Annotated in this window: 24 protein-coding genes and 1 pseudogene; 11 read left to right on the plus strand and 14 right to left on the minus strand. The window is 67.0% G+C overall.

Features of this window, described 5'->3' with window-relative positions:
• Window positions 1-6: 6 nt before the first annotated feature.
• The 6 genes and pseudogenes from CGR01S_RS02220 to CGR01S_RS02245 form a co-directional block, all read right to left on the minus strand.
• Entirely contained in the window at window positions 7-1149 is a 1143-nt protein-coding gene (locus tag CGR01S_RS02220) for an ABC transporter substrate-binding protein (RefSeq protein WP_042421963.1), read from the minus strand.
• A gap of 17 nt (window positions 1150-1166) precedes the next feature.
• Window positions 1167-1931 carry an enoyl-CoA hydratase/isomerase family protein gene (locus CGR01S_RS02225; protein WP_052382477.1) on the minus strand — a complete coding sequence of 255 codons (765 nt, stop codon included), beginning with the start codon at window positions 1929-1931 and terminating at the stop codon, window positions 1167-1169.
• Window positions 1928-3526, minus strand: a complete 1599-nt coding sequence (locus CGR01S_RS02230; RefSeq protein WP_084690522.1) for a class I adenylate-forming enzyme family protein — start codon at window positions 3524-3526, stop codon at window positions 1928-1930. Before CGR01S_RS02230 ends, CGR01S_RS02225 begins: the two co-directional genes overlap by 4 nt.
• Before the next feature lie 72 nt (window positions 3527-3598).
• Window positions 3599-4279 (minus strand): TetR/AcrR family transcriptional regulator, encoded by a 681-nt coding sequence (locus CGR01S_RS16280; protein WP_084690523.1) that lies wholly within the window; start codon window positions 4277-4279, stop codon window positions 3599-3601.
• Between the two features lie 405 nt (window positions 4280-4684).
• Window positions 4685-5498: pseudogene (locus CGR01S_RS02240) on the minus strand (IS5 family transposase); the annotation flags it as partial.
• Window positions 5499-5570: 72 nt separating this feature from the next.
• Window positions 5571-7025, minus strand: a complete 1455-nt coding sequence (locus tag CGR01S_RS02245; protein WP_052382479.1) for a diguanylate cyclase domain-containing protein — start codon at window positions 7023-7025, stop codon at window positions 5571-5573.
• Window positions 7026-7207: 182 nt separating this feature from the next.
• Here CGR01S_RS02245 and CGR01S_RS02255 point away from each other — a divergent pair, with 182 nt between their 5' ends.
• The 9 genes from CGR01S_RS02255 (at window position 7208) to CGR01S_RS02290 (ending at window position 15651) form a co-directional block, all read left to right on the plus strand.
• Entirely contained in the window at window positions 7208-8407 is a 1200-nt protein-coding gene (locus CGR01S_RS02255) for a threonine ammonia-lyase (protein ID WP_042421966.1), read from the plus strand.
• Window positions 8408-8493: 86 nt separating this feature from the next.
• Complete coding sequence (locus tag CGR01S_RS16830) at window positions 8494-8637, plus strand: hypothetical protein (RefSeq protein WP_169742444.1); 144 nt, start codon at window positions 8494-8496, stop codon at window positions 8635-8637.
• A 79-nt stretch (window positions 8638-8716) separates the two neighbouring features.
• Entirely contained in the window at window positions 8717-9439 is a 723-nt protein-coding gene (gene queC, locus CGR01S_RS02260; RefSeq protein WP_042421968.1) for a 7-cyano-7-deazaguanine synthase QueC, read from the plus strand.
• Window positions 9440-9699: 260 nt separating this feature from the next.
• Entirely contained in the window at window positions 9700-11571 is a 1872-nt protein-coding gene (locus CGR01S_RS02265; protein ID WP_042421969.1) for a phosphoenolpyruvate carboxykinase (GTP), read from the plus strand.
• Window positions 11572-11709: 138 nt separating this feature from the next.
• Window positions 11710-12708 carry a hypothetical protein gene (locus CGR01S_RS02270; RefSeq protein WP_156967484.1) on the plus strand — a complete coding sequence of 333 codons (999 nt, stop codon included), beginning with the start codon at window positions 11710-11712 and terminating at the stop codon, window positions 12706-12708.
• 28 nt (window positions 12709-12736) lie between these two features.
• Window positions 12737-13579, plus strand: a complete 843-nt coding sequence (locus CGR01S_RS02275; protein WP_042422323.1) for a metallophosphoesterase — start codon at window positions 12737-12739, stop codon at window positions 13577-13579.
• Window positions 13580-13614: 35 nt separating this feature from the next.
• Complete coding sequence (locus tag CGR01S_RS02280) at window positions 13615-14037, plus strand: universal stress protein (RefSeq protein ID WP_042421971.1); 423 nt, start codon at window positions 13615-13617, stop codon at window positions 14035-14037.
• 191 nt (window positions 14038-14228) lie between these two features.
• Window positions 14229-14684, plus strand: coding sequence for a fasciclin domain-containing protein (locus CGR01S_RS02285; RefSeq protein WP_042421972.1), 456 nt, complete (start codon window positions 14229-14231; stop codon window positions 14682-14684).
• 28 nt (window positions 14685-14712) lie between these two features.
• Entirely contained in the window at window positions 14713-15651 is a 939-nt protein-coding gene (locus CGR01S_RS02290; RefSeq protein ID WP_042421974.1) for a fasciclin domain-containing protein, read from the plus strand.
• A 77-nt stretch (window positions 15652-15728) separates the two neighbouring features.
• Here the strand turns inward: CGR01S_RS02290 and CGR01S_RS02295 are convergent, their stop codons facing one another.
• The 3 genes from CGR01S_RS02295 to CGR01S_RS02305 form a co-directional block, all read right to left on the minus strand.
• Window positions 15729-16352: a TetR/AcrR family transcriptional regulator gene (locus tag CGR01S_RS02295; RefSeq protein ID WP_042421976.1), complete on the minus strand. Its 624-nt coding sequence runs from the start codon at window positions 16350-16352 to the stop codon at window positions 15729-15731.
• A gap of 62 nt (window positions 16353-16414) precedes the next feature.
• Window positions 16415-17341 (minus strand): LysR family transcriptional regulator ArgP, encoded by a 927-nt coding sequence (locus CGR01S_RS02300; protein ID WP_042421977.1) that lies wholly within the window; start codon window positions 17339-17341, stop codon window positions 16415-16417.
• Window positions 17342-17500: 159 nt separating this feature from the next.
• Window positions 17501-18433 carry a M14 family zinc carboxypeptidase gene (locus CGR01S_RS02305; protein ID WP_052382480.1) on the minus strand — a complete coding sequence of 311 codons (933 nt, stop codon included), beginning with the start codon at window positions 18431-18433 and terminating at the stop codon, window positions 17501-17503.
• Window positions 18434-18638: 205 nt separating this feature from the next.
• Between CGR01S_RS02305 and CGR01S_RS02310 the strand changes: the two genes are divergently transcribed.
• Entirely contained in the window at window positions 18639-19121 is a 483-nt protein-coding gene (locus tag CGR01S_RS02310; RefSeq protein ID WP_169742443.1) for a flavin reductase family protein, read from the plus strand.
• Between the two features lie 25 nt (window positions 19122-19146).
• Here the strand turns inward: CGR01S_RS02310 and minE are convergent, their stop codons facing one another.
• Genes minE through minC form a run of 3 tightly spaced genes read right to left on the minus strand, consistent with a single transcriptional unit; the run spans window position 19147 to window position 21024 of the window.
• The gene (gene minE, locus CGR01S_RS02315; protein WP_042421981.1) at window positions 19147-19413 is read right to left on the minus strand and encodes a cell division topological specificity factor MinE; all 267 of its coding nucleotides are present in this window, start codon (window positions 19411-19413) and stop codon (window positions 19147-19149) included.
• A 3-nt stretch (window positions 19414-19416) separates the two neighbouring features.
• The gene (gene minD, locus CGR01S_RS02320) at window positions 19417-20232 is read right to left on the minus strand and encodes a septum site-determining protein MinD (RefSeq protein ID WP_042421983.1); all 816 of its coding nucleotides are present in this window, start codon (window positions 20230-20232) and stop codon (window positions 19417-19419) included.
• Between the two features lie 42 nt (window positions 20233-20274).
• Complete coding sequence (minC, locus tag CGR01S_RS02325) at window positions 20275-21024, minus strand: septum site-determining protein MinC (RefSeq protein ID WP_042421985.1); 750 nt, start codon at window positions 21022-21024, stop codon at window positions 20275-20277.
• A gap of 118 nt (window positions 21025-21142) precedes the next feature.
• Here minC and CGR01S_RS02330 point away from each other — a divergent pair, with 118 nt between their 5' ends.
• Entirely contained in the window at window positions 21143-22066 is a 924-nt protein-coding gene (locus CGR01S_RS02330) for a DMT family transporter (protein WP_042421987.1), read from the plus strand.
• A gap of 105 nt (window positions 22067-22171) precedes the next feature.
• On the opposite strand, the gene CGR01S_RS02335 is transcribed toward CGR01S_RS02330, so the two are convergent.
• Window positions 22172-23539: a TrpB-like pyridoxal phosphate-dependent enzyme gene (locus tag CGR01S_RS02335; RefSeq protein WP_042421990.1), complete on the minus strand. Its 1368-nt coding sequence runs from the start codon at window positions 23537-23539 to the stop codon at window positions 22172-22174.
• Window positions 23540-23646: 107 nt separating this feature from the next.
• Window positions 23647-25743: an acetoacetate--CoA ligase gene (locus CGR01S_RS02340; protein WP_042421992.1), complete on the minus strand. Its 2097-nt coding sequence runs from the start codon at window positions 25741-25743 to the stop codon at window positions 23647-23649.
• Between the last annotated feature and the right edge of the window lie 69 nt (window positions 25744-25812).

Below are 25812 nucleotides of genomic sequence, written 5' to 3' on the forward strand. Positions count from 1 at the left end.
TAAGCTTTAGTTGAGGTTGTCCATCTTTCCGGCGTCAAGGAAGCGGCGCGGAAAGACATTGGCCACGGTTTCGCCGTTGGCTTGAAGGCTGCTGATGCCAAGCAGGTTCCAGTCACCTGCCAGGACTTCGCCCAAGGACTGGCGAATCTTGGCGGCGTCGGTGGTGGTGCCGGCTTTTTCCATGGCCTTGAGCACCCACATCGTCTGGCCATACCCGTCGGCGCTGATCACCGTCGGATCGGTTTTGCTGACCTTGGCGTACTGCTCCTTGAAGCGCTTCACGGGTGCGCTGTCGAGGTTCCACTGCGAACCCAGGAAGTAGGAGTTCTTGTACTGGTCGGCCTTGACGAACTTGCCCAGTTCATCCGGATCGCAGGCCAGGTCGATGATGAAGTCGCCGGTGAACCCCAGTTCGCGCGCTTGCTTGATGATGGGCGCGATCGCCGGGCAGGCGCCGGGCAGCCCGATGAGGTCCGGCTTGTCGCGCAGCAACGAGGTGATCTGCGGATAGAAGTCGGTCGTGCCAATCACCCAGGTGGACAGGGCCCCGACCTGCCCCCCGGCCTTCTTCCAACCCTCGGAGAAAGTTTCGACCCAGGCCTTGCCGAACTCGTCCTCGCTTTGCATGAAGCCCACTTTGCTGCTCTTGCGACCTTCGTTCTTGAAGACTTGCGCAAACTTGGCGGTCAGGCCGGGCATGTAGCTGTAGGTGTTGTACCAATAGCGCACCACCAGGGGGTTGTTCGCCTGCACCAGCTTGTTCGATGCAGAGGAAGTGACGACGACGAATGGAGGATTGGAGGTGGCGTTGAAGCCGATAATGGGGAAGGTCTCGATGCTGGTCGCCATGACCATGGCGGCCACCTTGTTCTGCGATGACAGCCGGCGCCCGCAGGCCGCCGACTTGGCCGAATCGGCCTGGGTGTCGCAGAACACGGCTTCGACTTTGTGGTTCTTGCCACCCACCGTGATGCCGCCCGCGGCATTGACTTCCTGGAGCGCCGTATTCACTCCGTTGACGAAGTTGGTCCCAAACTGGGCCATGGTGCCGGATTGGATGGCGGGCACGCCGATTTGCACGGTTTGGGCCATGGCCAGCGCCGGGGCGCAGGACAGCAGTGCGGCTTGAATAATCGTCTTGAGTTTCATGGGTTTTCTCCGGTGTTTCAGGACTTGAATCGCTTCGAGTAGTTGGTTCGGACCGTCTTCGCTTCTTCTTCCACGTCCACGAACAGCATCGTGAACAGGTCGCTGGCCGGGTTGGGCATCAGACCGCGCTCGGCTTCACGGATCGTCGAGAGCGAGCTCAGCAGCAGCGAACTGGGGCGCTTCACCACATCGGCGACGATCTCGTCCACAAAGGGCATCAGCTTGTCTTCTTCGAGTACGCGGGTCACGAAGCCTTCCATGTACGGGCTGGATGCCGTCACCTTGTTGCAGGTCAGCACCATCTCCGCCGTGCGCGTGATGCCGATATAGCGGGCGATCGTGGCCACGCCGCCCAAAGAGAACGGGATGCCCATGTCCAGTTCCGGCACATAGAAAATGGTGTCCGGCGTGGCGTAACGCAGATTGCAGACCGCAGCCAGCAGAAAACCGGCACCGACCACGTAGCCCCGCAGCGCGCAGACGGTGACCACGGGCAGCTCATTGATGCGCGCGAATGCGTTTTGCATGCGCTTGTTGGCGATCCAGATGCTCTTGGTATCCGTGGCGCTTTGTTCGCAGGCTACGTCAAACCCGGCGCTGAAGTTCTTGCCTTCACCGCTGAACACAATGCATTTGACGTCTGGTCGGGCGGCCAATTGCTCGGCAGCCGAAGCCAGTTCCTCGCACATCTCCGGAAGCAGGGCGTTGTACTTTGCGGGTCGATTCAGGCGGATGTCGGCCCGGCCGCCATCGACGTTGACGAGAATGTGCTGGTAACTCACTGGGTTTCCTTATAGAGATTGGTATAGGTGCTTCGAATGACGTGTTTCTGCACCTTGCCTCCGACGGTCTCGGGCAAGGCGTCCACAAAGACGTATTGCTTGGGCTGCTCAAAGGGCGCCAGGCGCTGCTTGGCCAGCTCCCTCAGCTCCTTGTCGTCGACGGCAGCGCCGGGTTTTCGCACCACGAAGGCGGTGACGGCCTCCCCCCAGCGGTCGTGCGGAAGGCCCACGATCGCGGTCTTGAGCACTGCCGGGTGGGCATTGAGAATGGCCTCGACGCGGATGCAGGTGACGTTTTCACCGCCGGTCTTGACGATGTCCTTGAATCGGTCGGCAAGAATGCGCTGCCCTTCTTCGCCCCACTTGAAAGCGTCACCGCCGTGGAACCAGCCGCCGCGGAATGCATCGCGGGTGTCCTCGGGTTTCTTGTAATAGCCCGCCATGAGTGCCGGCGAGCGGTAGGCCGCCTCGCCCACAGAGAAATCACCCATCGGAATGGCCTGGCCGTCCGGCCCCGCGATTTTTGCGGCCATGAGGCCATGCGGCTGGCCAACGTAGTTTTCCTGCGGCGAGGTGCGCTGGAAGAGCTCGGGGTGCTTCTCTATCCAGAAGCGGTGCGCGCAGACGACCTCGGTCTGCCCGATGATTTCGATGAATTTGACCCCTTCGCCGAGATGACGGCGTGCCTTGGCATGGAGTTGCGGATTCATCGGCGCCCAGCCAAAGATGACGGTTTTCAGGCTCGCAGCGGAGAGATCGCCGTCTTTTTCGAACTCCGCCGTGACAGCGTCGATCGCTTGGGGTGCCCCACCCCAGAGTGAGGTCACTTTTTCTTGGTCGATCGCTTCAGCAAGCAGACGCGGATTCATCCTGCGGCCGATGACGGCCTTGCCGCCCGACATGATGGTGTTGTAGATAATGCCGTCGCCGACGTGGTAGATGATCGGCAGGAACGAGCACATCACGAAATCGGATTCGTAGTCGATGCCGATCATGCCGATGCCATTGAAGCTCAGGGCCGCGAACATGGTGTTGGTGTGCGACACCATGACGCCCTTGGGCGTGGAGGTGGAGCCAGACGTGAACAACAGCTCCCAGATATCGTCACCATGGATCTCCACTTCGGGCTCGGCGTCCGATGCCTCGGCGACGAACTCGGCGAATGTGCGCATCGGGGCGTCCTTGGCGGCAAGCCTGATCTGGTGCAGGACCGGGATTTTGGTTTTCGCCGCCAGACGCATCACACGGTCGGCAAAATCCGAGTCCGTCACGAGCGCTGCCGGCTCGCACAGTTCAATCAATTGTTCCAGTACGTCGTCGCTGAGGTTGGGATTCACCGGTGCGACCGTCACCCCCGCTTTTGCCATACCGATCTTCGCAAGAATGGCCTCTGCCGAATTCTCACAAACCATCACGACAATGCGCCCCGCGCTCACGCCGGCAGACCGCATGGCATTTGCGTATTGATTTGCCAGAATATCCGCCCGCGCGGCGGTCAGCTCCGCGTTATCAGGTGATTCGTAGGCCCCGTCCCAGGCGCGCAAGACCTTACGCATCGGATCGGCCCATTTGATTCGCTCGAACAGGTCGCCCATGGATACCCGATTTCAACGATCGGTATTCCGCCGTCCGCGCAAGGAATTCACATCTATTTTCACTTCTGTCTCCTAAATAACCTTCAATACCAGTTCGTAGATCTGGTTAACCACCTCGTCGTTATCGATGCTGCGCTCGCCCATTCGATAAAGCTCGCTTTTGGTCTCTACCATGGAGTAAATCATTTCTACCACCAGGGAGGGACGCGTTCCGTGCGTGATGCCGTGGTTGTTCTCCTGTATTTCTCGAATCGTAGACTTCATTCGCCCAATGTATTTTTTGTTGTAATCTATGAGCCTCGAGCTCCGAAAATAATGGTCACGGCGCAGTTCCAAATAGAGATTTGCGATGGCGACATCCTGGCACAAGCACCGGAGGTTGTGTGCAATGCCAAATCGGATTCGATCGTAGGGATTCGCTATTTCCGCGAGACTGACTTCATATTCGCGCAACGTTATTTCGTACCAAGCGCAAATTACCGCCTCAAGAATTTCTTTTTTTGATCGATAAAACTTGTACAAAGCCCCTTCGGCCAAACCCGCTTCTTTGGCGATCTCGCTGATCGAACCTGCGTGGTATCCCTTCTCACGGAATACCTTGAGCGCTGCTGTCTGGATCTGCTGCTCCCGCACTGCCTTGGGCAGGCGCTGGTTTCGTTTTTGCCGCGCCTGTGCAGGCTCCGGCAGCTCGCCCGCATGGCCGTCGGCCGTCGGGCGAGCGTCTTTTGCGCGGGAGGTCGATGGCTTGGGCATGACTTAGTGAGCGGTGTTCATTTATTAGTGAGCGGCGCTCATCTTATGGGCGGGAAGCCCCTTTGGGACTAGTAAAAACCCTGATGAAACACCCCCTTCGGCCACGCTCCAGATCTGTGCGAGACAGGAGGATAGCCTTCGCCTCATCTCGATGATGAACACAAAAGAGGCATGTTCAGCATAAAATAAACACTGATAGACTCAAAAGACACGAAACAACCAACCGATCCGCGGCGCGTGGCATGCACGCCCCACCCTCCCAAGACCGGTATCTGACCTGGGCCAGCACGCCAGCAGCCTCCTGCCAGCCCGCCCCTGACCGCGCCCGTGGAGACAGCCGGGCCCGCCGTCGGCCCCATGACCAGCGCCCTGTCACCCCATGGCGGTGACAGTCTTTTGATCCCACACCTTCGCCCGGATGCGGGCCTTGGTGCGTTCGAGCTGGTCGATCAGCGCATCCACGGGCTTGTCCTTGTCCTTGTCCAGGGCGCGGCGCAAACCCGGGCGCATGACCACATGCCAGCGCACGGTTTGCCGAGCATCAGGGCGCTTGTCCACCCCTGGGTAGCCTGCGTCGCCAAAGGCGTGCGTCTCCTGCCCTTGCAGCAGGCTGTGGGCTTCGATCACATCACCGACGTTGCCACTGGTGCCTCGCACCGTGTGCACTAGGCCCGAATCTGCATCCACTCCAATGTGGGCCTTCATGCCAAAGTACCACTGGTTGCCCTTCTTGCTTTGGTGCATCTCGGGGTCGCGCTCGCCGCTTTGGTTCTTGGTGGAACTGGGTGCTGCAATGAGCGTGGCATCCACCACCGCGCCCGCTTTGAATTGCAGCCCTGTGGCTTGCAGCAGTGCATTGACGGTGGCCAGGATTTGCTCAGCCAGCTTGTGGCGCTCGAGCAAGTGACGAAAGCGCAGGATGCTCGATTCGCTGGGGATGCGCTCGTCCCAGTGGGACAGGCCTGCAAAGTCACGAATGGCTGGCACGTCGTGCAGCGCTTCTCCCATCGCCGGGTCACTGAGCTTGAACCATTGCTGCGTGAAGTGGATGCGCAGCAGGGTCTGTACTGCAAAGGGCTGCTGGCCCCGGCGCCCGCCCTCGGCGGGCATAGGGCTCTATCGGCGAGACCAGTTCAGCCCACGGAACCACCAACTCCATGGCATCCAGGAATTCGCGCTTGCGGGTGCGCTTGACGGTGTTGCTCAGGCCCAGGCTGATTCAGTGCATTGAACAAATGTTGCACTTGGACTCGAATCCGCCCTTATCTATCCAGCGCGGGCCGCTATTGTTTTAGACAGGCCCGTGCCGATGCTGCGGTCGCACTGTCGCACCGGGCCCGAACTGGATGCGGTTGCGTCCCTCCTCCTTGGCCAGGTACATCGCCGCGTCTGCCCGGTCGACCACAGCGCTCTGGGGCTCGTCACGCCCGTGGAATACCGCCACGCCAATGCTGGCGGTGCATTGGTGTCTGATGGCCGGAGCGGAGGGTGCTACCTGGAGCATATAGGGCTCAGCCAGGCGGGTGCGGACTTTCTCCGCGATGGCTGCGGCCTGTTCGGAGGCCTCGCCGGGCTGCGTGCTCAGTTCGCACAGCAGCACGACGAACTCGTCGCCGCCAAAACGGGCTACGGTGTCGGCTTCGCGCACGCAGGCTTTCAGGCGCTCGGCCACTTCGATCAGCAGCAGGTCGCCTACGCCGTGGCCGTGGGTGTCATTCAGAGGCTTGAAGTTGTCGAGGTCGAGGAACAGCAGCGCGCCATGGCGGTGGCTGCGCTTGCTGGCCGACATGGCCTGCTCGAGGTGCTCTACCAGCAGGCGGCGGTTGGCCAGGTGGGTGAGGGGATCGTAAAAGGCGAGCTGGCGCACCTGCTCTTCCAGCCGCTTGCGCTCGGTGATCTCGCGCGTGATGCCGTGGTAGCCGATGATTTCGCCCTGCGCGTTGCGGTCGGGCTTGGACATGACCTCGCCCCAGATCAGGCGGCCGTCCTTGCAGCGGTGCTGCACCTGAAAGTTCAGAAACCCGACCGGCGCGCCGGACGCCTCCTCCTGTGCGCGGCGCGCGATCATGGCTTTCACTACGGCGACGCCTTCGTCGTTGAACATGTCAAACACATGGTGGCCCAGCACTTCGTCGGCCCGAAAGCCGCGCAGACGCTCGTCCGCCGGGCTGATGTAGTTGACGATGAGCCGGGCGTCGGTGCGCCACAGCACATCCTGCGCGTCTTCCGTGAGCAGGCGGTAGAGCGCCTGGCTGTCGTGCAGCGCCCGGGTGCGTTCGGCCACCAGGGCCTGCAGGGCGCTGTTCTGCTCCTGCAGGCCTTTGAGGGGGTAGACCTCACCGTCCTGCGTACTCTGGTAGGGGATGGAATAGCTGCAGTGCACGATCAGCCACACCTCACCTTCGCGGCGGAAGATCAGCACCAGCCGTGCCACTTCTTTCGACAGCTGGTGACCGCCGCTGGGCAGGTGGATGTGGAAGAAGGCGGTGGTCACCACCACGTCTTCGCTGAGGTCCTGCAGCGCGAGGTCGAGCATGTCGATGCGGATGCGGCCGGGCACCTGGGCAAAGTCCTGACGGGTGATGCGGACCCATTCGTCGCGGTCGTGGATCAGCCGGGTTCCGCTGCCAGGGTAGCCACTGAATTCCTGGCTGAAGCGCGTGGTCAGGCGGTCATCCCGTGCGGCGTACATCTCGATGTACTCGTCGAACAGCTCGCGAATCTTGCGCTGGCGATCTGGGTGCATGGTGCTGAAAATCCTGGTGGCTGGGAGTATCCGGACAGCGCCCATGACCGTTGCAAGGCACGCAGCACGATACGCCTTGTTACTCTACACCGCCACCGGGCAGAACGGAGGACGCACAGCGCGGCGGCGCATCACGCAAGAATGCCCCCCGCCATGGGGCATTTGTTGCCACAATGCCGGACATGATCACCCTTCAAGACATCCAGGAGGCCGCATCCCGCCTACAAGGCCAGGTGCTGGAGACCCCCTGCGTGGAATCCCGCACGCTCTCGCAAATCGTGGGCGCGCAGGTGTTCCTCAAGTTCGAGAACCTGCAATTCACGGCCTCGTTCAAGGAGCGTGGCGCCTGCAACAAGCTGGCGCAGCTCACCCCCGAGGAGCGCGCGCGCGGCGTGGTGGCCATGAGCGCGGGCAACCATGCCCAGGGCGTGGCCTACCACGCGCAGCGCCTGGGCCTGCGCGCCGTGATCGTCATGCCGCGCTTCACGCCCGGAGTGAAGGTCGAGCGCACGCGCGGCTTTGGCGCCGAGGTGGTGCTGCACGGCGACACGCTGGAGGAGGCGCGCGCGCATGCCTACCAGCTCGCCGATGCGCAGGGCCTGACCTTTGTGCACCCCTATGACGACGAGGCCATCGCCGCGGGCCAGGGCACGCTGGCGCTGGAGATGCTGCGCGCGCAGCCGGACCTCGACAGCCTGGTCATCTCCGTGGGCGGCGGCGGCTTGATCGCCGGGGTGGCCACGGCGGCCAAGGCGCTCAAGCCTGGCATCGAGGTGGTGGGCGTGCAGACGCTGCGCTTTCCTTCCATGGTCAACGCCGTGCAGGGCACGCAGCACCCCATGGGCAGTTCCACCATTGCCGAGGGCATAGCCGTGGGCACGCCCGGCCGGATCACGCAGGAGGTGGTGGCCCGCCTCGTGGACGAGCTGCTGCTCGTGGACGAGGGCGATATCGAGCAGGCGCTGCTGATGCTGCTGGAGATCGAAAAAACCCTGGTCGAGGGCGCAGGCGCGGCCGGGCTGGCGGCGCTGATCCGCCACCCCGAACGCTTTCACGGGAAGAAGGTGGGCCTGGTGCTCAGCGGCGGCAACATCGACCCGCTGCTCCTGGCGGCCATCATCGAGCGCGGCATGGTGCGCTCCGGGCGGCTGGCGCGCATCCGCGTGAGCGCGCGCGATGTGCCCGGCGCGCTGGCGCGCATCACGGCCACGCTGGCCGACGCGGGTGCCAACATCGAGGAGGTGCACCACCAGCGCGCCTTCACCATGCTGGCGGCGCAGAATGTGGAGATCGAGCTCGTGCTGCAGACGCGCGGCCATGCGCATGTGCAGGAGCTGCTGGGCCACCTGCACGGCGCGGGCATGAGCGCCTCGCGCATGTAGGGCGGCGCCACCCGATTGCCCCGGCCGCTGCACGGCGCGCGCGGTGGCGCTAGAATTTTCGCCACATCAACCGACGGAGACCTGCCATGTCGCACCCCAGCACCGCCGCAGCCGCCAGCGCCACCCCCGATCCGGTGGAAGAGGTGGTTCCCTACATTCCCGTGGTGCTGCCCGTGGTCGGCGCCATCATGATCTTCCTGCTGGCGATGATTGCCGTGACCATGGCCTGAGGCCGGTCCGCGCTCCCGTCCTGCAAGCCCCGCCCGGCGGGGCTTTGCTGTTTTTGTCCGTTCCCTGAAGGTGCCCTCCATGCGCAATGGCCATGCCCTCGTCCTGTTCTCCGGCGGCCAGGACTCCACGGCCTGCCTGGCCTGGGCGCTGACGCACTTCGGCCGGGTGGAAACCGTGGGGTTCGACTACGGCCAGCGCCACCGCGTCGAACTGCAGGCGCGCCAGGAGGTGCTGGCGGCCCTGCGCGCGCAATTTCCCGCCTGGGCGCCGCGCCTGGGCGCGGACCACCTGCTCGACCTGTCGGTGCTGGGCCAGATCAGCGACACGGCGCTCACGCGCGCGAGCGCCATCACCCTGGACGCCGCGGGCCTGCCCAACACCTTCGTGCCCGGGCGCAACCTGCTGTTCCTGCAGATGGCGGCCGCCCTGGGCTACCGCCGCGGCCTGCACACGCTGGTCGGCGGCATGTGCGAGACGGACTTCTCCGGCTACCCCGATTGCCGCGACGACAGCATCAAGGCGCTGCAGGTGGCGCTCAGCCTGGGCATGGGCCAGCGCTTCACCATCGAGACGCCGCTCATGTGGCTGGACAAGGCCCAGACCTGGGAACTGGCGCGCACGCTTGGCGGCGCGCCGCTGGTGGACCTGACCGTGCGCCTCACGCACACCTGCTATCTGGGCGAGCGCGGCGCCCTGCACGCCTGGGGCCATGGCTGCGGGCACTGCCCGGCGTGCACCCTGCGACGCCAGGGCTTCGAGCGCTGGCGCGCAGGCGCACCGACGCCAGATATCAATGCATAACATCATGCATCTTTTGCATGATTCTACCCCCTGTCTGACAGACAAATTTTCAGCAGCTTCTTAAAATCGGCATCCCGGCTAGTGCGCGGCATTGGCGTGCCGGCCGCAGGTACCGCCCCGCCTGCCTGCGGCGTGAGGGGAAAGCCGTTTTTTCAAAGGCAGTGCCCGGGTGGCCATGCCGCGCAGTGGCGTGGCCAGGATGGCGTTCTGGCCCGCCCGCTTCCTTTGAAAAACCGTTTTTCAACTTCAGGAAGCTTCCGATGAACGCACCCACCATGCAGGGCTTGAATATCAACGCCCCCGCTTACGTCAAGAACGCCCGCCTGCTCGCCTGGGTGGCCGACATGGCCGCCCTGTGCAAGCCCGACCGCATCTACTGGTGCGACGGCTCGCAGGAAGAGTACGACCGCCTATGCCAGCAGCTCGTCGACGCCGGCACCTTCAAGAAGCTCAACCCTGCCAAGCGTCCGGGCAGCTTCCTGGCCTGGTCCGACCCGTCGGACGTGGCGCGCGTGGAAGACCGCACCTTCATCTGCTCGGCCAGGAAGGAAGACGCTGGCCCCACCAACAACTGGATGGACCCGGCCCAGATGCGCGCCACGCTGCAGCCGCTGTTCGACGGCTGCATGCAGGGCCGCACCATGTACGTGGTGCCGTTCTCCATGGGCCCGCTGGGCAGCCACATCGCCCACATCGGCGTGGAGCTGACCGACAGCGCCTACGTCGCCGTGAACCAGAAACTGATGACGCGCATGGGCAAGGCCGTGTACGACGTGCTGGGCGTGGAGGGCGAATTCGTGCCCTGCATGCACACCGTGGGCGCCCCGCTGGCCGCGGGCGAGAAGGACCAGACGAGCTGGCCCTGCAACCCGACCACCAAGTACATCGTGCACTACCCCGAAACGCGCGAGATCTGGTCCTACGGCTCGGGCTATGGCGGCAACGCCCTGCTGGGCAAGAAGTGCCTGGCGCTGCGCATCGCCTCCACCATGGGCCGCGACCAGGGCTGGCTGGCCGAGCACATGCTGATCCTGGGCGTGACCAACCCCCAGGGCAAGAAGTACCACGTGGCCGCCGCCTTCCCCAGCGCCTGCGGCAAGACGAATTTCTCCATGCTCGTGCCCCCGGCCGGCTTCGACGGCTGGAAGGTCACGACCATCGGTGACGACATCGCCTGGATCAAGCCCCATGCCGACGGCAAGATGTACGCCATCAACCCCGAGGCCGGCTACTTCGGCGTGGCCCCCGGCACCAACACGCTGACCAACCCCAACTGCATGGCCAGCCTGGACAAGGACGTGATCTTCACCAACGTGGCCCTCACCGACGACGGTGACGTGTGGTGGGAAGGCATGGAAAAGGACCAGGGCAAGCTGCCCGAGCACCTGATCGACTGGCAGGGCAAGGACTGGACGCCGGAGATCGCCAAGCAGACCGGCGCCAAGGCCGCGCACCCCAACGCCCGCTTCACCGTGGCCGCGACCAACAACCCGGCGCTCGACCCGCAGTGGGACGACGCGAGCGGCGTGGCCATCGACGCCTTCATCTTCGGCGGCCGCCGCTCGACCACCGTGCCCCTGGTGACCGAGGCCCGCACCTGGATGGAAGGCGTGTACATGGCCGCCACCATGGGCTCGGAGACCACGGCCGCCGCCTTCGGCGCCCAGGGCGTGGTGCGCCGCGACCCGTTTGCCATGCTGCCCTTCTGCGGCTACAACATGAGCGACTACTTCCAGCACTGGCTCGACATGGAGCACAAGCTGGAGGAATCCGGCCACAGCCTGCCGAAGATCTTCTGCGTCAACTGGTTCCGCAAGGGTGAGGATGGCAAGTTCGTCTGGCCTGGCTACGGCGACAACATGCGCGTGCTCAAGTGGATGCTCGACCGCATCGAGGGCCAGGCCCAGGGCCAGGAGACCATGTTCGGCATCGCGCCGCGGTACGAAGAAATCAACTGGACCGGCCTGAGCTTCACGCCGGAGCAGTTCAAGACCGTGACGAGCATCGACAAGGCGGCCTGGGCCGAGGAGTTCAAGTCGCACGACGCGCATTTCGAGCTGCTCTCCTACCACATGCCGCAGGAGCTGATCGACACCAAGGCCGCGCTGGAGCAGCGCCTGGCTGCGCTGTAAAGAAAACCCCGGCGGGCGCCAATCACGCACCGCACGGGCGGGATTGGCGGTGCCGGGGGCCACGGTGCGGGTACCATGGCGGCCCCGGACCCCACCGGCACGGCGCGGCGCGCGGTGCCCTTCCTACGCTGCCCTCCCATGACTTCCCCATCCACGGCACGGTTGGCCTGCACGCTGGCCGCACTCCTGCTGGCGCCGGCTGCACAGGCCGCGCCACCCGCCACGACCGAGGGCACGGCCCACTTCCTCATCGTCGACGCGCAGGACGCGCCCATTGCCGGCGCCACCCTGGCTGGCGCATGCGAAGCGCGCCTGGGGCCGTTCTGGAACGCCGAAAAGCTGCTGACCCGCTGGTCCTGCACCAGCGACGCCGATGGCGTGTGCAGCGCGCGCATCGCCACGCTGGCACAGCCGGACGGCAAGCCGGTGGAATGCCGCGGCACGGAGCGCAGCACCCTCACCGAGAAGGGCGCCAGCGCAGCCCGCATCAGCTACCACGCCTTCTTCCCCAAGGGGGTGGGCACCAGCCACACCCTGCTCAAGAAGGGCACGGCCTGGAAGGATGGCGAATACCTGTTCAAGGCCATTCCCAACCAGGCGGCCTTTGAGTCCGTGGCTCACCGCTATCGGATCGGGCACTATGCGCAGCGCATGCGCACCGGGCCCGCCCCCGGCGGCCAGGGCACGCTGCTGAGCACGCAGGCGGCGCACCACCAGGAGAGCGCCGACTTCCAGAACCTCACCTACCTGAGCGCCGTGCGCGGCGGCCCGGCCGGAGCAGCAGCGGTGCGCGTGAGCATGGTGCTGACCTATGTGGACTACACCTTCCACCGCTACGCCACGGCACGCTTCGACGGCGCCGCAGGCCCGCAGACCGCGGCCCTGACCGCGCAGTCGGACAAGACCACCTGCAACCTGCGCGACCTGATGGAGCGCAAGTGCACTTACCGCGAAGACCTGGAATTCACCATCGACGCCGCCCTGGCGCGCCAGCTGGCCGGCCGCTACGCGGCGCAGCCGCATGGCAACTGGGTGCTGCGCATTGCCTCGGCCCAGGGGCACGAGCGCAGCCTGCCCGTGGCCTACGCCGAGCTGGCCGCCCTGGTGGCGGCACTGGATGCCCCGGCCCAGCGCTGAGGCGCACCAGGGCGAGCGGCCGGCGGCCATGCAGATCCAGCTCCTGTCCGACCTGCACCTGGAGGCGCACCCCGAGTTCCACCCCAGCCCCGCCCAGGGTGCCGACGTGCTGGTGCTGGCGGGCGACATCGGCTCCTACCAGGGCGGCTCGCGCCTGGCAGGCCGGCATTTCGGGCTGGAACGCTTCTCCCCCTTGCCGCAATGGGCCGGCTGGCCCGTGCCGGTGGTGTATGTGCCTGGCAACCACGAATACGACGGGCTGGACTTCGACACCGCGCACGCGCGCCTGCAGCACACCTGCAAGCAGCTCGGCATCCACTGGCTGGAGCGCTCCAGCCTGGTGCTGCAGGGCGTGCGCTTCGTCGGCACGACGCTGTGGTCCGACTTCGACGCCCTGGCCCTGCAGCAGGGCGGCACGCTGGCGCAGCAACTCGAAGCGCGCGGCAAGGCCCAGCGCGCCGCCAACCACTACCTGAGCAAGACGGGCACCCTGTGGCAAGGCCAGGCCATGCTGGCCGAGCAGGTGCGCGCCCAGGGCCGGCTCTGCATGGACTGGCTGCACGCTGCGCTGCAGGCACCGCACGCCGGCCCTACGGTGGTGGTGACGCACTTCGCCCCCAGCCTGCGCAGCCGCGATCCGCGCTACGGACTCACGCCGGGCACGGCGGCGTTCTGCAATGCGCTCGACGACTGGCTCGTCCACGCCGACCTGTGGCTGCACGGGCATGTGCACACGCCCTGCGACTACCGCGTGCACGCCACGCGCGCGGACGGCCGCCCCCATGCCTGCCGCGTGGTGGCCAACCCGCTGGGCTACCGGCGCAAGGGCGAGCAGGCGCTGTTTCGTGCACACTGCTGCATCGCCGTATGATGGGCGCTGCTTGTTGAACTCTCCCGGAGGCGCACATGAACATTCTGCTGGCTGTCGATGGCAGCTCCTACACCAAGAAGATGCTGGCCTACCTGGCCGCCCACGAAGAGCTGCTGGCGCCCACGCACGCCTACAGCGCCGTCACGGTGCAGGCGGCCCTGCCGCCGCGCGCCCGCGCCGCGCTGGGCAAGGAGGCCGTGGACCGCTACTACGCCGATGAAGCCGACAAGGTCTTCAAGCCGGTGAACAAATTCCTGGAGCGCCATGGCTTCAACCCCAAGTGCATCGCCAAGGTCGGCAATGCGGGCGAAGTGATCGCCTCGGTGGCCGATGGGGGCAAGTACGACCTGCTCGTGATGGGCTCGCGCGGCCACGGCGCGCTGGCCACGCTGGTGCTGGGCTCGGTCACCACGCAGGTGCTCGCGCGCAGCAAGATCCCGGTGCTCATCGTGCGCTGAGTGCAGCGCCGGGGCGGTACGGACCGCCCCACCCCACCCTCCTGCCCTGCCGTTGCGGGGTTTTTTTGCGTCCAGAAGTAACCGTACGGTTATTGAATAACTGATGAGTTTACTTTGGTACCGTTTGGTAATACATTCGCTCCACGCCCATCCTGGCGTGCCATTTCGACCGAAACCAAGAGGAGCGACCCATGAAAAAGACCCTGATTGCACTCGCACTGAGCGCCGGCGCCTCGCTGAGCGCCATGGCCCAGGACATCGTGGACACCGCCGTGAAGGCGGGCAATTTCAAGACCCTGGTCGCCGCCGTCCAGGCCGCGGGCCTGGTCGACACCCTCAAGGGCCCCGGCCCCTTCACGGTGTTCGCGCCCACGGACGAAGCCTTCGCCAAGATCCCCAAGGCCACCCTGGACGGTCTGCTGGCGGACAAGGCCGCGCTCACCAAGGTGCTGACCTACCACGTGGTGCCCGGCAAGGTGATGGCCGCCGACGTGAAGGCCGGCAAGGTCAAGACCGTGGAGGGCCGGGACCTCACCGTCTCCACCACCATGGGGGTGATGGTGGACCAGTCCAAGGTCATCGCCACCGACGTGGCCGCCAGCAATGGCGTGATCCACGCCATCGACACGGTGCTGATGCCCAAGTAAACCCCATCCCTTTGCGAGGAGCAGCCCCATGAACATCCCCCTGAACCGCCGCAGCGTGCTGCTGGCTGCCGCCCTGGGCGCGAGCAGCACGCTGCTGCAGGCCTGCGGTGGCGGCGACGACACTCCCGAGCGCAACATCGTCGAGCTGGCGCAAAACACCCCCGACCTGAGCATCCTGGTGGAAGCCGTGACCGCAGCCGGCCTGGCCTCCACCCTGAGCACGGGCGCGCTGACCGTGTTTGCACCCACCAACGCGGCCTTCGCCGCCCTGCTGACCGAGCTGGGCATGACCAAGGAAGCGCTGCTGGCGGACAAGGCACTGCTCACGGCCGTGCTGGGCTACCACGTGCTGGGCAGTACGGTGCTGCGTGCCGATGTGCCGCTGGGCAAGGCCATCACCCCCCTGTCAGGCGGCTTCTTCAAGATCGAGTCTGCCGGCGGGCTCCAGATCACGGACGGCCGCAACCGGGTCAGCACCATCACCGCCACCGACATCCTCGCCAGCAATGGCGTGGTGCACCTGGTGGACCGCGTGCTGCTGCCCGCGAACCAGGACATCGTGGTCACGGCCGCGGCGCTGCCGGACTTCAGCATCCTCGTCGAAGCCGTGGCGGCTGCCGGCCTGGCGGGCACGCTGCAGGGCACGGGCCCCTTCACGGTCTTTGCCCCCACCAACGCCGCGTTCGCCGCCCTGCTGACCGAGCTGGGCCTGAGCAAAGCAGCCCTGCTGGCCGACACCGCGCTGCTGACCAAGGTGCTGACCTACCACGTGGTCCCCGCCCGCGTGCTCAAGGCCGAAGTGCCGGTCAACACCGCCATCACCACCGTGCAAGGCCAGACCTTCACGGTCAGCGCCAGCCTGGCCATCACTGACCAGAACATGCGCAGCAGCAACATCGTGGCCACCGACGTGTTCGCCAGCAACGGCGTGATCCACGTGATCGACAAGGTCCTCCTGCCCCGCTGAAGGGCGCAGCCGGGCCGCGGGCCCAGAGTCAGCAAAGCCCGGCGTGCCGGGCTTTTTCCGTGGTGCCGTGCCGGCCGCTAGGGCGTGGGCCTGGCGGCCAGACCGTCGAAGCAGGTGCGCACCACCAGGTCCACGATCTCGGCGTCGGAGTACTGGCCCCCTTCCTTGAGGAAGCCCACCACCGGATCGCACGCCCGCGCGTACAGCGTGTAGAGCACGACCAGCGGCGGCAGTGCCGGGCTGATCACGGCCTGCGCCTGGGCTTCGGTGATCCAGGCGCCGATCCGGTCGCTCACGGCGATCAGGCTGTCGAGGTATTCCTTGTTGGCCATGAGCACCGCCCGCAGCGTGGAGTTGCGGCTGGGCAGCAAGGGCATTTCGTTGGTCAGCAGCCGCTCCAGCGACCAGCGCACCAGCGCGTGCAGCTTGTCCAGCGGCGCCATGTCCGCGGACAGGCTGTCCAGGTAGGCCTGCACGCGCTGCAGGATCTGCACCATGGCAGCGCAGCACAGCTCTTCCTTGCTCGCAAAATGCTTGTACAGGCTGGCCTTGGCGATGCCTACCGCGTTGGCCACGTCGTCCATGGTCATGGCGTCGTAGGCCTTTTCGCCGAGCAGGCGGCAGGCCGCCTGCAGGATGGCGTCCTCGCGGGCCTGGTGCATCTGCTCCTTGAACGAAAGTCTGACGGTGGGCGACGGCATGGTCCCGATCTTATGCAAGCCGGTAGAAAAACAAATGCCTCAGTTGTTTTGCAACCACGCTGTCATTGCGGTGAATCACAGGGCACCAGGTCGCGCGCCGAGGCTTCGGTCAGCGCCTGGGTGAGGGCGTCCAGCACCTCGGACTCCAGGTTCCAGCAGTGCCAGTAGAGCCGGATGGGCAGCACGTGGCCCGGTGCCACGTCCACGATCTGGCCCTGGGCCAGGGCCTCGCGCGCCAGCAATTCGGGCAGCACCCCCACGGCCCAGCCGGCCTTGACGGCGTGCAACTGCCCCTCCGAGCTGGGCACGAACAAATGGTTGAGCGCCACCCGCTTGAGACCATGGGCCCGGGCGACGAATTCGGCCGCCATGTCGTCCTTGCGGTTGAACGACAGGAACGGCACCTCGCGGAAGTTGTGCGCCGTCAGCCCCTGGGGCAGATGCTTGTGCGCAAAACTGCTGGATGCCACGGCCACGTAGCGCATGATGCCCAGCGGCACCATGCGGCAGCCGCGCATGGCCTGCTTGAGCGTAGTCACGCAGCCCAGCACATGGCCCGAGCGCAGCCATTCCTGCGTGAAGTCCTGGTCGTCGACGACGATCTCCAGCGGCAGGCGCTGGCGCACGAGGTCGTGCAGCGCATCGAGCGCCCAGGTGGCGATGCTGTCGGCATTGATGGCGATGGAGATGCGCTCGTCCTCGCGCCCGCTGCCGGGTGTGCTGGGCGCCAGCTCCTGCAGGTCGCGCTCCAGGTCGGCACGCAGCAGGCGCAACTGTTTGGTGTGCTTGAGCAGCAACTGCCCCGCCGAGGTGGGACGCAGCGGGCGGCTGCGCACGATGAGCACCGAGCCCACCTGCGCCTCCAGCGCGCGCAGGCGCTGCGAGACGGCCGACTGGGTGACGTTGAGCCGCTGGGCCGCGCGCTCGAACCCCCCTTCTTCCACGATGGCAGCCAGGCATTCGAGGGCGGCGGGATCGTAAGTGCTCATGGTGGTGCGTACGCCTGCGGCGCTTCGGTCGGGGCGCAAATTATAAGCAGCACTGATATTTTTTCAGCAATGTTAATGCCGCCATGGGCGATGGCGGCGCAAAGCAGCTCTATTTTCAATAGCTGACAGCGCTTACTCTGAAAGGGTCTGCGGCCATTTTCAATCCTCTCTGCGCATCGGGCCCGGTGCGGCCAGGTCGGTGTTGAGCAGCCGGGTGTCCATCCAGCGCAGCAGGTCCTGCCACATGCTGTGCACCTCGGCCGCGCGCGGCGGCTTGAGCGCGTGGTCCAGCTCGATGGTGACCACCGGCATGCCCTGCTGCACGCCGCCGTAGTGCCCCAGCGAGCCGGGGAAGACGCCCACGCGGTCCAGGCGCAGGCGGCCCAGGCGCTGGGGCGGCTCGTGCGGGCCGTCGAAGTCGAGCACGCCGTAGGGCGCGTGGATGCTCACCACCAGCTGCGGGCGGAATTGGTCCATCTGCGCGTGCAGGAACTGCGACTCGGGCTCGGACAGCGGCGCCGGGCCGGGCCAGCGGCGCGGGTCCTTGCGCGTGCGCTTTTCCCAGTACAGCGGTGCGTCGCGCTCCCAGCCCGGGGTGTCGAAATTGCGGTTCAGGTCCACGCCGCGTGCGTTCACGCGCGTGGGGCGCGGCGCCAGCAGGCCGTCCGGGTTGAGCACGGGAATGAAGCGCCAGTGCACCGGCCGCCCGGACTTTTCCGCCAGCCCGATCCACTGCAGCGCCAGCGCCGCCGAGGTCAGCTCGTCGCCATGGATGGCGCCCACGACCAGCACGCGCAGCCGGTCCGCGGCGGCGTCCGGGGCGGGCGGGACCACGTCGCGCCAGAACAGCGGCCGCCCCTGCTGCGAACGCTGCCCGCTGGGCTCGAGCCGCGCGGCGCTGCACTGGCGCTGCGTAACGCCCGGCAGGCGCTCCAGGAACAGGGCGCAGGCCGACGGGCTGGCGCCCGCCTGCGGCGGTGCGGACGCGCCCAGCGGCACCGCCGCCAGCAGCAACAGGCCTGGCACGAGGGCCCGGGCCCGCCGCCCGGCAGGCACCCGCCAGGGCAGGGCGGGCAGCACGGTCAGCGCCATGGCCGGACGGGGCGGCGGCAGGCGCCGGGAGTGGCAAGAGGGATGGGGAACGGCATGGAGCAGATCAGGCGGACCGCGGGCAATACCCTGCGGCCCCAGGAGAGTGCAGCGAGCCGGAGATAATAGCGCCCACCACCTTTTGCCTTCCCAGTTGCGCCCTAATCCGCCCCATTTTTCCGCCCGCGAGTTCCGTGACGCGCTCGGCATGTTTGCCACGGGCGTGACCATCGTCACGGCCCGCGGGCCCGACGGCGCCCCCGTGGGCCTGACGGCCAGCTCCTTCAACTCGGTGGCGCTCACGCCGCCGCTGGTGCTGTGGAGCATGGCGCACCAGACCTCGTCGCTGCCGGTGTTCAACCAGTGCACGCATTACGCCATCCACGTGCTCACGGTGCAGCAGCGCGAGCTGGCCGAGCGCTTTGCCACGCGCGGCATCGACCGCTGGGCGGGCGTGGCCTGGCAGCCCAGCGCGCAGGGCGTGCCCCTGATCGAGGGCGTGGCGGCGGTGTTCGAATGCGCCAACCGCAGCCAGTACGTGGAGGGCGACCACACCATCTTCGTCGGGCAGGTGGAGCACTGCAGCCACCGGCCGGACGCCTCGCCGCTGCTCTACCACGGCGGCATGTTCTACACCGAGCACCCGCTGGGCCGCCTCTCGCCCACGGTGGCGCGGCCGCTGCACAAATAGCCCGCCGGGCGCCCCCGGCGCGGCGCTACTTGGCGGCGTCGGGCAGCTCGATCTTGACCTCCAGCACCTCCAGGTTGTCCTGGCGCTCCAGGTGCACCTTGATGTCGCTGGGGTTGATGGCGACGTACTTGGAGATCACGGCGACGAGCTCGCGCTGCAGCGCGGGCAGGTAGTCGGGTTCGGCGGCGCTGCGGCCGCTGCGCTCGTGCGCCAGGATGATCTGCAGCCGCTCCTTGGCGACGCTGGCGGTCTTTTTCTTCTCGCCGAGCAGGAAGGACAGAAAGGATGCCATGGCTTACTTCGCTCCGAACAGGCGTTTGAAGAAGCCCGGCTTTTCCGCCTCGATGAAGCGCAGGGGCCGGTCCTCGCCGAGGAAACGGGCGATCACGTCCTGGTAGGCCTCGGCCACGTCGCTGCCCTTGGCATGGATGGCGGGGATGCCCTGGTTGGACGACTGCAGCACCGCCTCGGACTCGGGGATCACGCCGATGAGCTTGATGCGCAGAATGTCCTGGATGTCCTCCAGGCTCAGCATCTGGCCGTCCTGCACGCGGCTGGGGTTGTAGCGCGTGATGAGCAGGTGCTCCTTCACCGGCTCCTGGCCCTCGATGGCGCGCCGCGTCTTGCTCGCCAGCATGCCCAGGATGCGGTCGGAGTCGCGCACGGAGGAGACCTCGGGGTTGGTCACCACCAGGGCCTCGTCGGCGTAGCGCATGGCCAGCAGGGCGCCGCTCTCGATGCCCGCGGGCGAGTCGCAGACGATGTACTCGAAACCCATCTCGGCGAGGTCCGCCAGCACCTTCTCCACGCCTTCCTGCGTGAGCGCGTCCTTGTCGCGCGTCTGGCTGGCAGCGAGCACGAACAGGTTGTCGCACTGCTTGTCCTTGATGAGTGCCTGGTTCAGGTTGGCCTCGCCCTGGATGACGTTGATGAGGTCGTACACCACGCGGCGCTCGCAGCCCATGATGAGGTCGAGGTTGCGCAGGCCGACGTCAAAGTCGATGACGGCGGTCTTGAAGCCACGCAGGGCGAGGCCCGAGGCAAAGCTGGCACTGGTGGTGGTCTTGCCCACGCCACCCTTGCCGGAGGTCACGACGACGATTTTGGCCATGTGTAGGGGTCTCTTGGGGGGGTTGATGGTGAGTGAAAAGGATCAGAGCGGCTCGATGAGCAGCTTCTCGCCGTCGAGCCGCACCTGGGCGGGTTTGCCGCGCACGCTCTCGGGCAGCTCGGTTTCGGTGGTGCGGTAAATGCCCGCGATGGAGACGAGCTGCGGCTCCAGGCAGGTGGAGAAGATGCGCGCCGCGGTGTTGCCGCGCGCGCCCGCGATGGCCCGGCCGCGCAGCGGCGCGTAGACGTGGATGTTGCCGTCGGCGATGACTTCGGCGCCGAAACTCACCACGGCCATGACGATGAGGTCGGTGCCGCGCGCGTACACCTGCTGGCCCGAACGCAGCGGCTTGTCGACGACGACCGCGCCCGGCGCAGCCACCGGGACTTCGACGGGCACCTCGACGCGCACCTCGCGCACCACTTCCTGCACCACCTCGCGCACCTCACGGGCCGGCGGCGCCTCGGGCGCGGCGATCAGGCCGGCGGCCTGCGCCGCCTCCATCTGCGCCGGGCTGCCGCCGCGCACGGCCACGGGCCGGGTGCGGTGGGCGCGCAGCGCAGCGCACAGGGCGGCGAAGTCGATGGCCTCGGCGGCCTCGCGCACGGGCGCCAGGTCGATGAGCACGGGGTCGTTGTCGAAAAACTCTGGGTCTCCTGCCAGGCGCTCGGCCAGATCGGCGGCAAACACCGCGGCGTCGGTGGTCTTGAGCACCACGGCCACCGCGGGCAGCTGGGCGCTCTTGAGGTCGAAATGGGAGGTGCGGGAGTGGCCCGCCGTGGTTACGGCCATGGACTGCAGGGTGGAATGGGCGGGCGCGGGAGCGCTCCAGGGTGCGGCAAGTGTACCGTCTGGGGCCGTTGCCGCGGCGACAGGCGCGCCGGCGCGCGCGCTCCGATAATGGCGCCCCATGGCCCCCACCCGCAAGCACCACCTCGACGCCCTCGCCATTTCCATCCTCCTGGCCTGCTGCCTGTTCTGGGGCTTTCAGCAGGTGCTGGTCAAGGCCACTGTGGCCGAGGTGGCGCCCATCTTCCAGGCCTTCGTGCGCTTTGCCCTGGCCACGCTGGCCGTGGCCGCCTGGTGCCTGTGGCGCGGCGTGCCGCTGGGCCGGCAGGGCCAGCCGCGCGGCTCGGTGGCCGCGGGGCTGCTGGCGGGGGCGCTGTTTGCGGCGGAGTTCGCCTGCATCTACATCGGGCTGCAGTACACCACGGCCTCACGGCTGACCGTGTTTTTGTACTGCTCGCCGTTCTGGGTGGCGCTGCTGCTGCCGCGCCTGGTGCCGGGCGAGGGCCTGCGCGGCTGGCAGTGGCTGGGCCTGGCGGGCGCTTTTGCGGGCGTGGCCCTGGCGCTGGGCGACGGCCTGCTGGGCACGACCAACGCCGCGCTGCCGCGCGCCTGGCTGGGCGACCTGCTGGGCCTGGCCGCCAGCCTGATGTGGGCGCTGACCACGCTGGTGCTGCGCGCCACGCCGCTGGGCCGGGTGGACCCGGCGCGCCAGTTGTTCTACCAGGTGGCCGTGAGCACGGCCGTGCTGCCGCTGCTCTCGCTCGCGCTGGGTGAGCGCTGGAGCCTGGACTGGAGCGCGTTCGCCAGCGTCTCGCTGCTGCTGCAGGCGCTGGTGGGCGCATTTGCCAGCTACCTGGCCTGGATGTGGCTGCTCGTGCACTACCCGGCGACGAAGATTTCGGTGTTTGTCTTCCTCACCCCGGTGTTCGCCCTGCTGTTTGGCACGCTGTGGCTGGGCGAGCACGTGACGCCGGGCCTGCTGACCGCGCTGGCGCTGGTCGCGGCGGGCATCGTGCTGGTGAACCGCAAGCCGGCACAGGCTTGAAGAGAAAATAGCTGCCAGCGCTTGTGGGGTAAGCGCTGGAAGCTATCAAATCAAGAGCAATTTGTGGCCCGCCCCGGCGCTGCGCCGCGGCTGGCCTGCCGCCTCTCAGGGGGCGTTGACCGCCGGCAGGCCGGACAGCGCCATGGCCAGTTCCTTCTCGTCGTAGGACTCTTCCTTGAGTTCGCCCGCGAAGTACTTCTGGTAGGCCGCCATGTCGAAGTGGCCGTGGCCGCACAGGCCGAAGAGGATGGTTTCGCTCTTGCCCTCGCGCTTGCAGCGCAGGGCTTCCTCGATGGCGCCCTTGACGGCGTGGTTGGCTTCGGGCGCGGGCACGATGCCCTCGGTGCGCGCGAACAGCACACCGGCCTCGAAGCACTGGTTCTGCGTGTAGGCCACGGCTTCCATCAGGCCCAGCTCCTTGGCGTGCGAGACCATGGGCGCCATGCCGTGGTAGCGCAGGCCGCCGGCGTGGAAGCCCGGCGGCGTGAAGGTGCTGCCCAGGGTGTGCATCTTGGTCAGCGGCGTCATGTGGCCGGTGTCGCCGTAGTCGTAGGCGTACTTGCCGCGCGTGAGCGAGGGGCAGGCCGCGGGCTCCACGGCCACGATGCGCGGCTTGGGGCCGCCGCGCAGGCCGTGGCCGATGAAGGGGAAGGCCAGGCCGGCAAAGTTGGAGCCGCCGCCGGTGCAGCCCACCACCACGTCGGGCCAGGCGTCGGCCATCTGCATCTGCTCCATGGATTCCAGGCCGATCACCGTCTGGTGCAGCAGCACGTGGTTGAGCACCGAGCCCAGCGCGTACTTGGTGTCCTCGCGCTGCACGGCCAGTTCCACGGCCTCAGAGATGGCGATGCCCAGGCTGCCGGGGTGGTCGGGGCGCTGGGCGAGCACGCTGCGGCCGTACTGCGTTTCGGTGGAGGGCGAGGGCAGGCAGCGCGCACCGTAGGTCTCCATCACGGCGCGGCGGTAGGGCTTCTGGTCGTAGGACACGCGCACCTGGAACACCAGCACCTCCAGGTCAAACAGACTGCCCGCGAACGACAGCGAAGTGCCCCACTGGCCCGCGCCGGTCTCGGTGGTCAGGCGCTTGACGCCGGCCTGCTGGTTGTAGAAGGCCTGCGGAATGGCGGTGTTGGGCTTGTGGCTGCCGGCCGGGCTCACGCCTTCGTACTTGTAGAAGATCTTGGCGGGCGTGCCCAGGGCCTTTTCCAGCCGGTGCGCGCGGTACAAAGGCGCGGGGCGCCACAGGCGGTATATCTCGCGCACGGGCTCGGGGATCTCGATCTCGCGCTCGGTGCTCACCTCCTGCAGGATCAGCTCCATGGGGAACAGCGGCGCCAGGTCGTCCGGGCCCACGGGCTGGTGCGTGCCCGGGTGCAGCACGGGCGGCAGGGGCTGGGGCAGATCGGCCTGCAGGTTGTACCAGGCCTTGGGCATCTGGCTTTCTTGCAGCAGGAACTTGGTTTGACCGCTCATCGCTGGGTTCTCCTTGGGTGGGTGGGGACGGGTGGCGCACAGCCCATGGCCTGGCCGCACGCACGGCCGGGCCATGGTAGCAGCGCGGGGCTGCGGGTTTTCCTGGGTCAGGCCGGGACGGAGGCCGCCCGCCGCGCGGCGAAGTCCACGTACCAGTCCAGGCAGCCGGGGTTGGCCATGGCGTCGCGGTTGACCACCTTCTCCAGCGGCTGGCCCAGCAGCAGTTTCTTGATGGGCAGCTCCTGCTTCTTGCCGCTCAGGGTGCGCGGCACCTCGGCCACGGCGACGATGTCGTCGGGCACGAAGCGCGGCGACAGTGCCGTGCGGATGGCGCCGCTGATGCGCGCGCGCAGGGCCTCGTCCAGCACGTGGCCGGGGCGCAGCACCACGAACAGCGGCATGTAGCTCTCGCGGCCCAGGTATTCGAGGTCCACCACCAGGCTGTCGAGCACCTCGGGCAGGGCCTCCACGGCGCTGTAGAGCTCGCTCGTGCCCATGCGCAGGCCGTGGCGGTTGATGGTGGCGTCCGAGCGGCCATAGATCACGCAGCCGTCCTCCAGGCGCGTGCCGATCTGGATCCAGTCACCATGGCGCCAGACGGCGCCCATGGCGGCCGGGCCGTCACCGCCGCCGGGCCGGCGGCCGTGGCCGGGCGGGTACATGTCGAAGTAGCTCGCCAGGTAGCGCGCACCGCTGTCGTCGCCCCACAGGTACAGGGGCATGGAGGGAATGGGCTGGGTGCACACCAGCTCGCCCACGGCGTCGTACACGGGCCGGCCCTGCTCGTCCCAGGCCTCGACGGCCGCGCCCAGCATGCGGCACTGCATCTTGCCGGGGGTCTGCGCCAGCTCGCGGCTGCCGCCGATGAAGGCACCGGCGAAGTCGGTGCCGCCGGAGATGTTGCACCACCAGATGCCGTCGGGGCGGCCGCCGTCCACCCCGGCCTCGGCCATGAAGCGCGTGCCCCAGGCCTGCACCTCGGCCGAGAGCGGCGAGCCCGTGGAGCCCAGGGCGCGGATGCGCCGGAGGTCGCCGCACTGCGCCGGGGTGATGCCCGCCTTCATGCAGTTGGCGTAAAAGGCCGCGCCGGCGCCGAAAAAGCTCACGCCGGTCTCGGAGGCGAAGCGCCACAGCAGGGCCCAGTCGGGCCGCTCCTTGCTGCCCGCAGGGTTGCCGTCGAAGATGACGCAGGTGATGCCCGCGAGCAGGCCGCCGACCTGGGCGTTCCACATCACCCAGCCCGTGGAGCTGTACCAGTGGTAGCGCTCGCCCCAGCTGTTGGGCGCGTAGCTGCAGCCCAGGTCGTTGTGCAGCGCGCCCAGCTGTAACTGCACCAGGATCATGCCGCCATGGCCGTGCACGATGGGCTTGGGCAGGCCGGTGGTGCCGCTGGAGTAGACGATCCACAGCGGGTGGTCGAACGGCAGCCAGAGCGGCTCGAACAGCGCGGTTTCAGCCTCTTCCTTGCCCACAGCCCTTGCCCAGCTTGCGCAACCAGCTACCGAAACCGTAGCATCGAGATTGCCCCACAGCAGCGTGTGCTGCACCGTGGGCAGGCCCGCGCGCAGCTCGGCGAGCACGCCCAGGCGCTCGTGCGCGCGCCCGCCATAGACCACGCCATCGGCGGCGATGAGCACCTTGGGCTCGATCTGGCGGAAGCGGTCGAGCACGGCAGCCGTGCCCATGTCGGGCGCACAAATGCTCCACACCGCGCCAATGCTCACGGTGGCGAGGAAGGCGACGATGGCCTCGGGCACATTGGGCAGGTAGGCGGCCACGCGGTCGCCCGGCTGCACGCCCTGCTCCTGCAGGTGCAGCGCCAGCGAGGCCACCTGGCGGCGCAGCGCGGGCCAGGTCATCTCGCGGTGTTCGCGCCGCTCGTTGCTGCTGACGATGGCGGGCATGCCGGCGGCGTGCGCGGCGTCCACGTGGCGCAGCACCTGGTGCGCAAAATTGACCTGCGCCCCGGGAAACCACTCGGCCTGCGGCATGCGGTTGTGCGCCAGCACGGCGCTGTGCGGCGTGGGCGACTGGATGTCGAAATAGTCCCAGATGCTTTGCCAGAAGGCGTCCAGGTCGGTGGTGGACCAGCGCCACAGGGCGTCGTAATCGGCAAAGACCAGGCCGCGCTCGCGCTGCAGCCAATCCTGGTACAGGCGGATTTGCGGGATGTAGGGCGGGGGGGTGGTGCGACGTGTCTCCATGGCGACGCAGCGTAGCACCGCACGCACCCCGGCGCCACCCGGCAGCGTCGCGCAATCGACAGCAGGGGA

It is taken from the genome of Comamonas granuli NBRC 101663, from assembly GCF_000739995.1.
Classification (GTDB): Bacteria; Pseudomonadota; Gammaproteobacteria; order Burkholderiales; family Burkholderiaceae_C; genus Simplicispira; species Simplicispira granuli.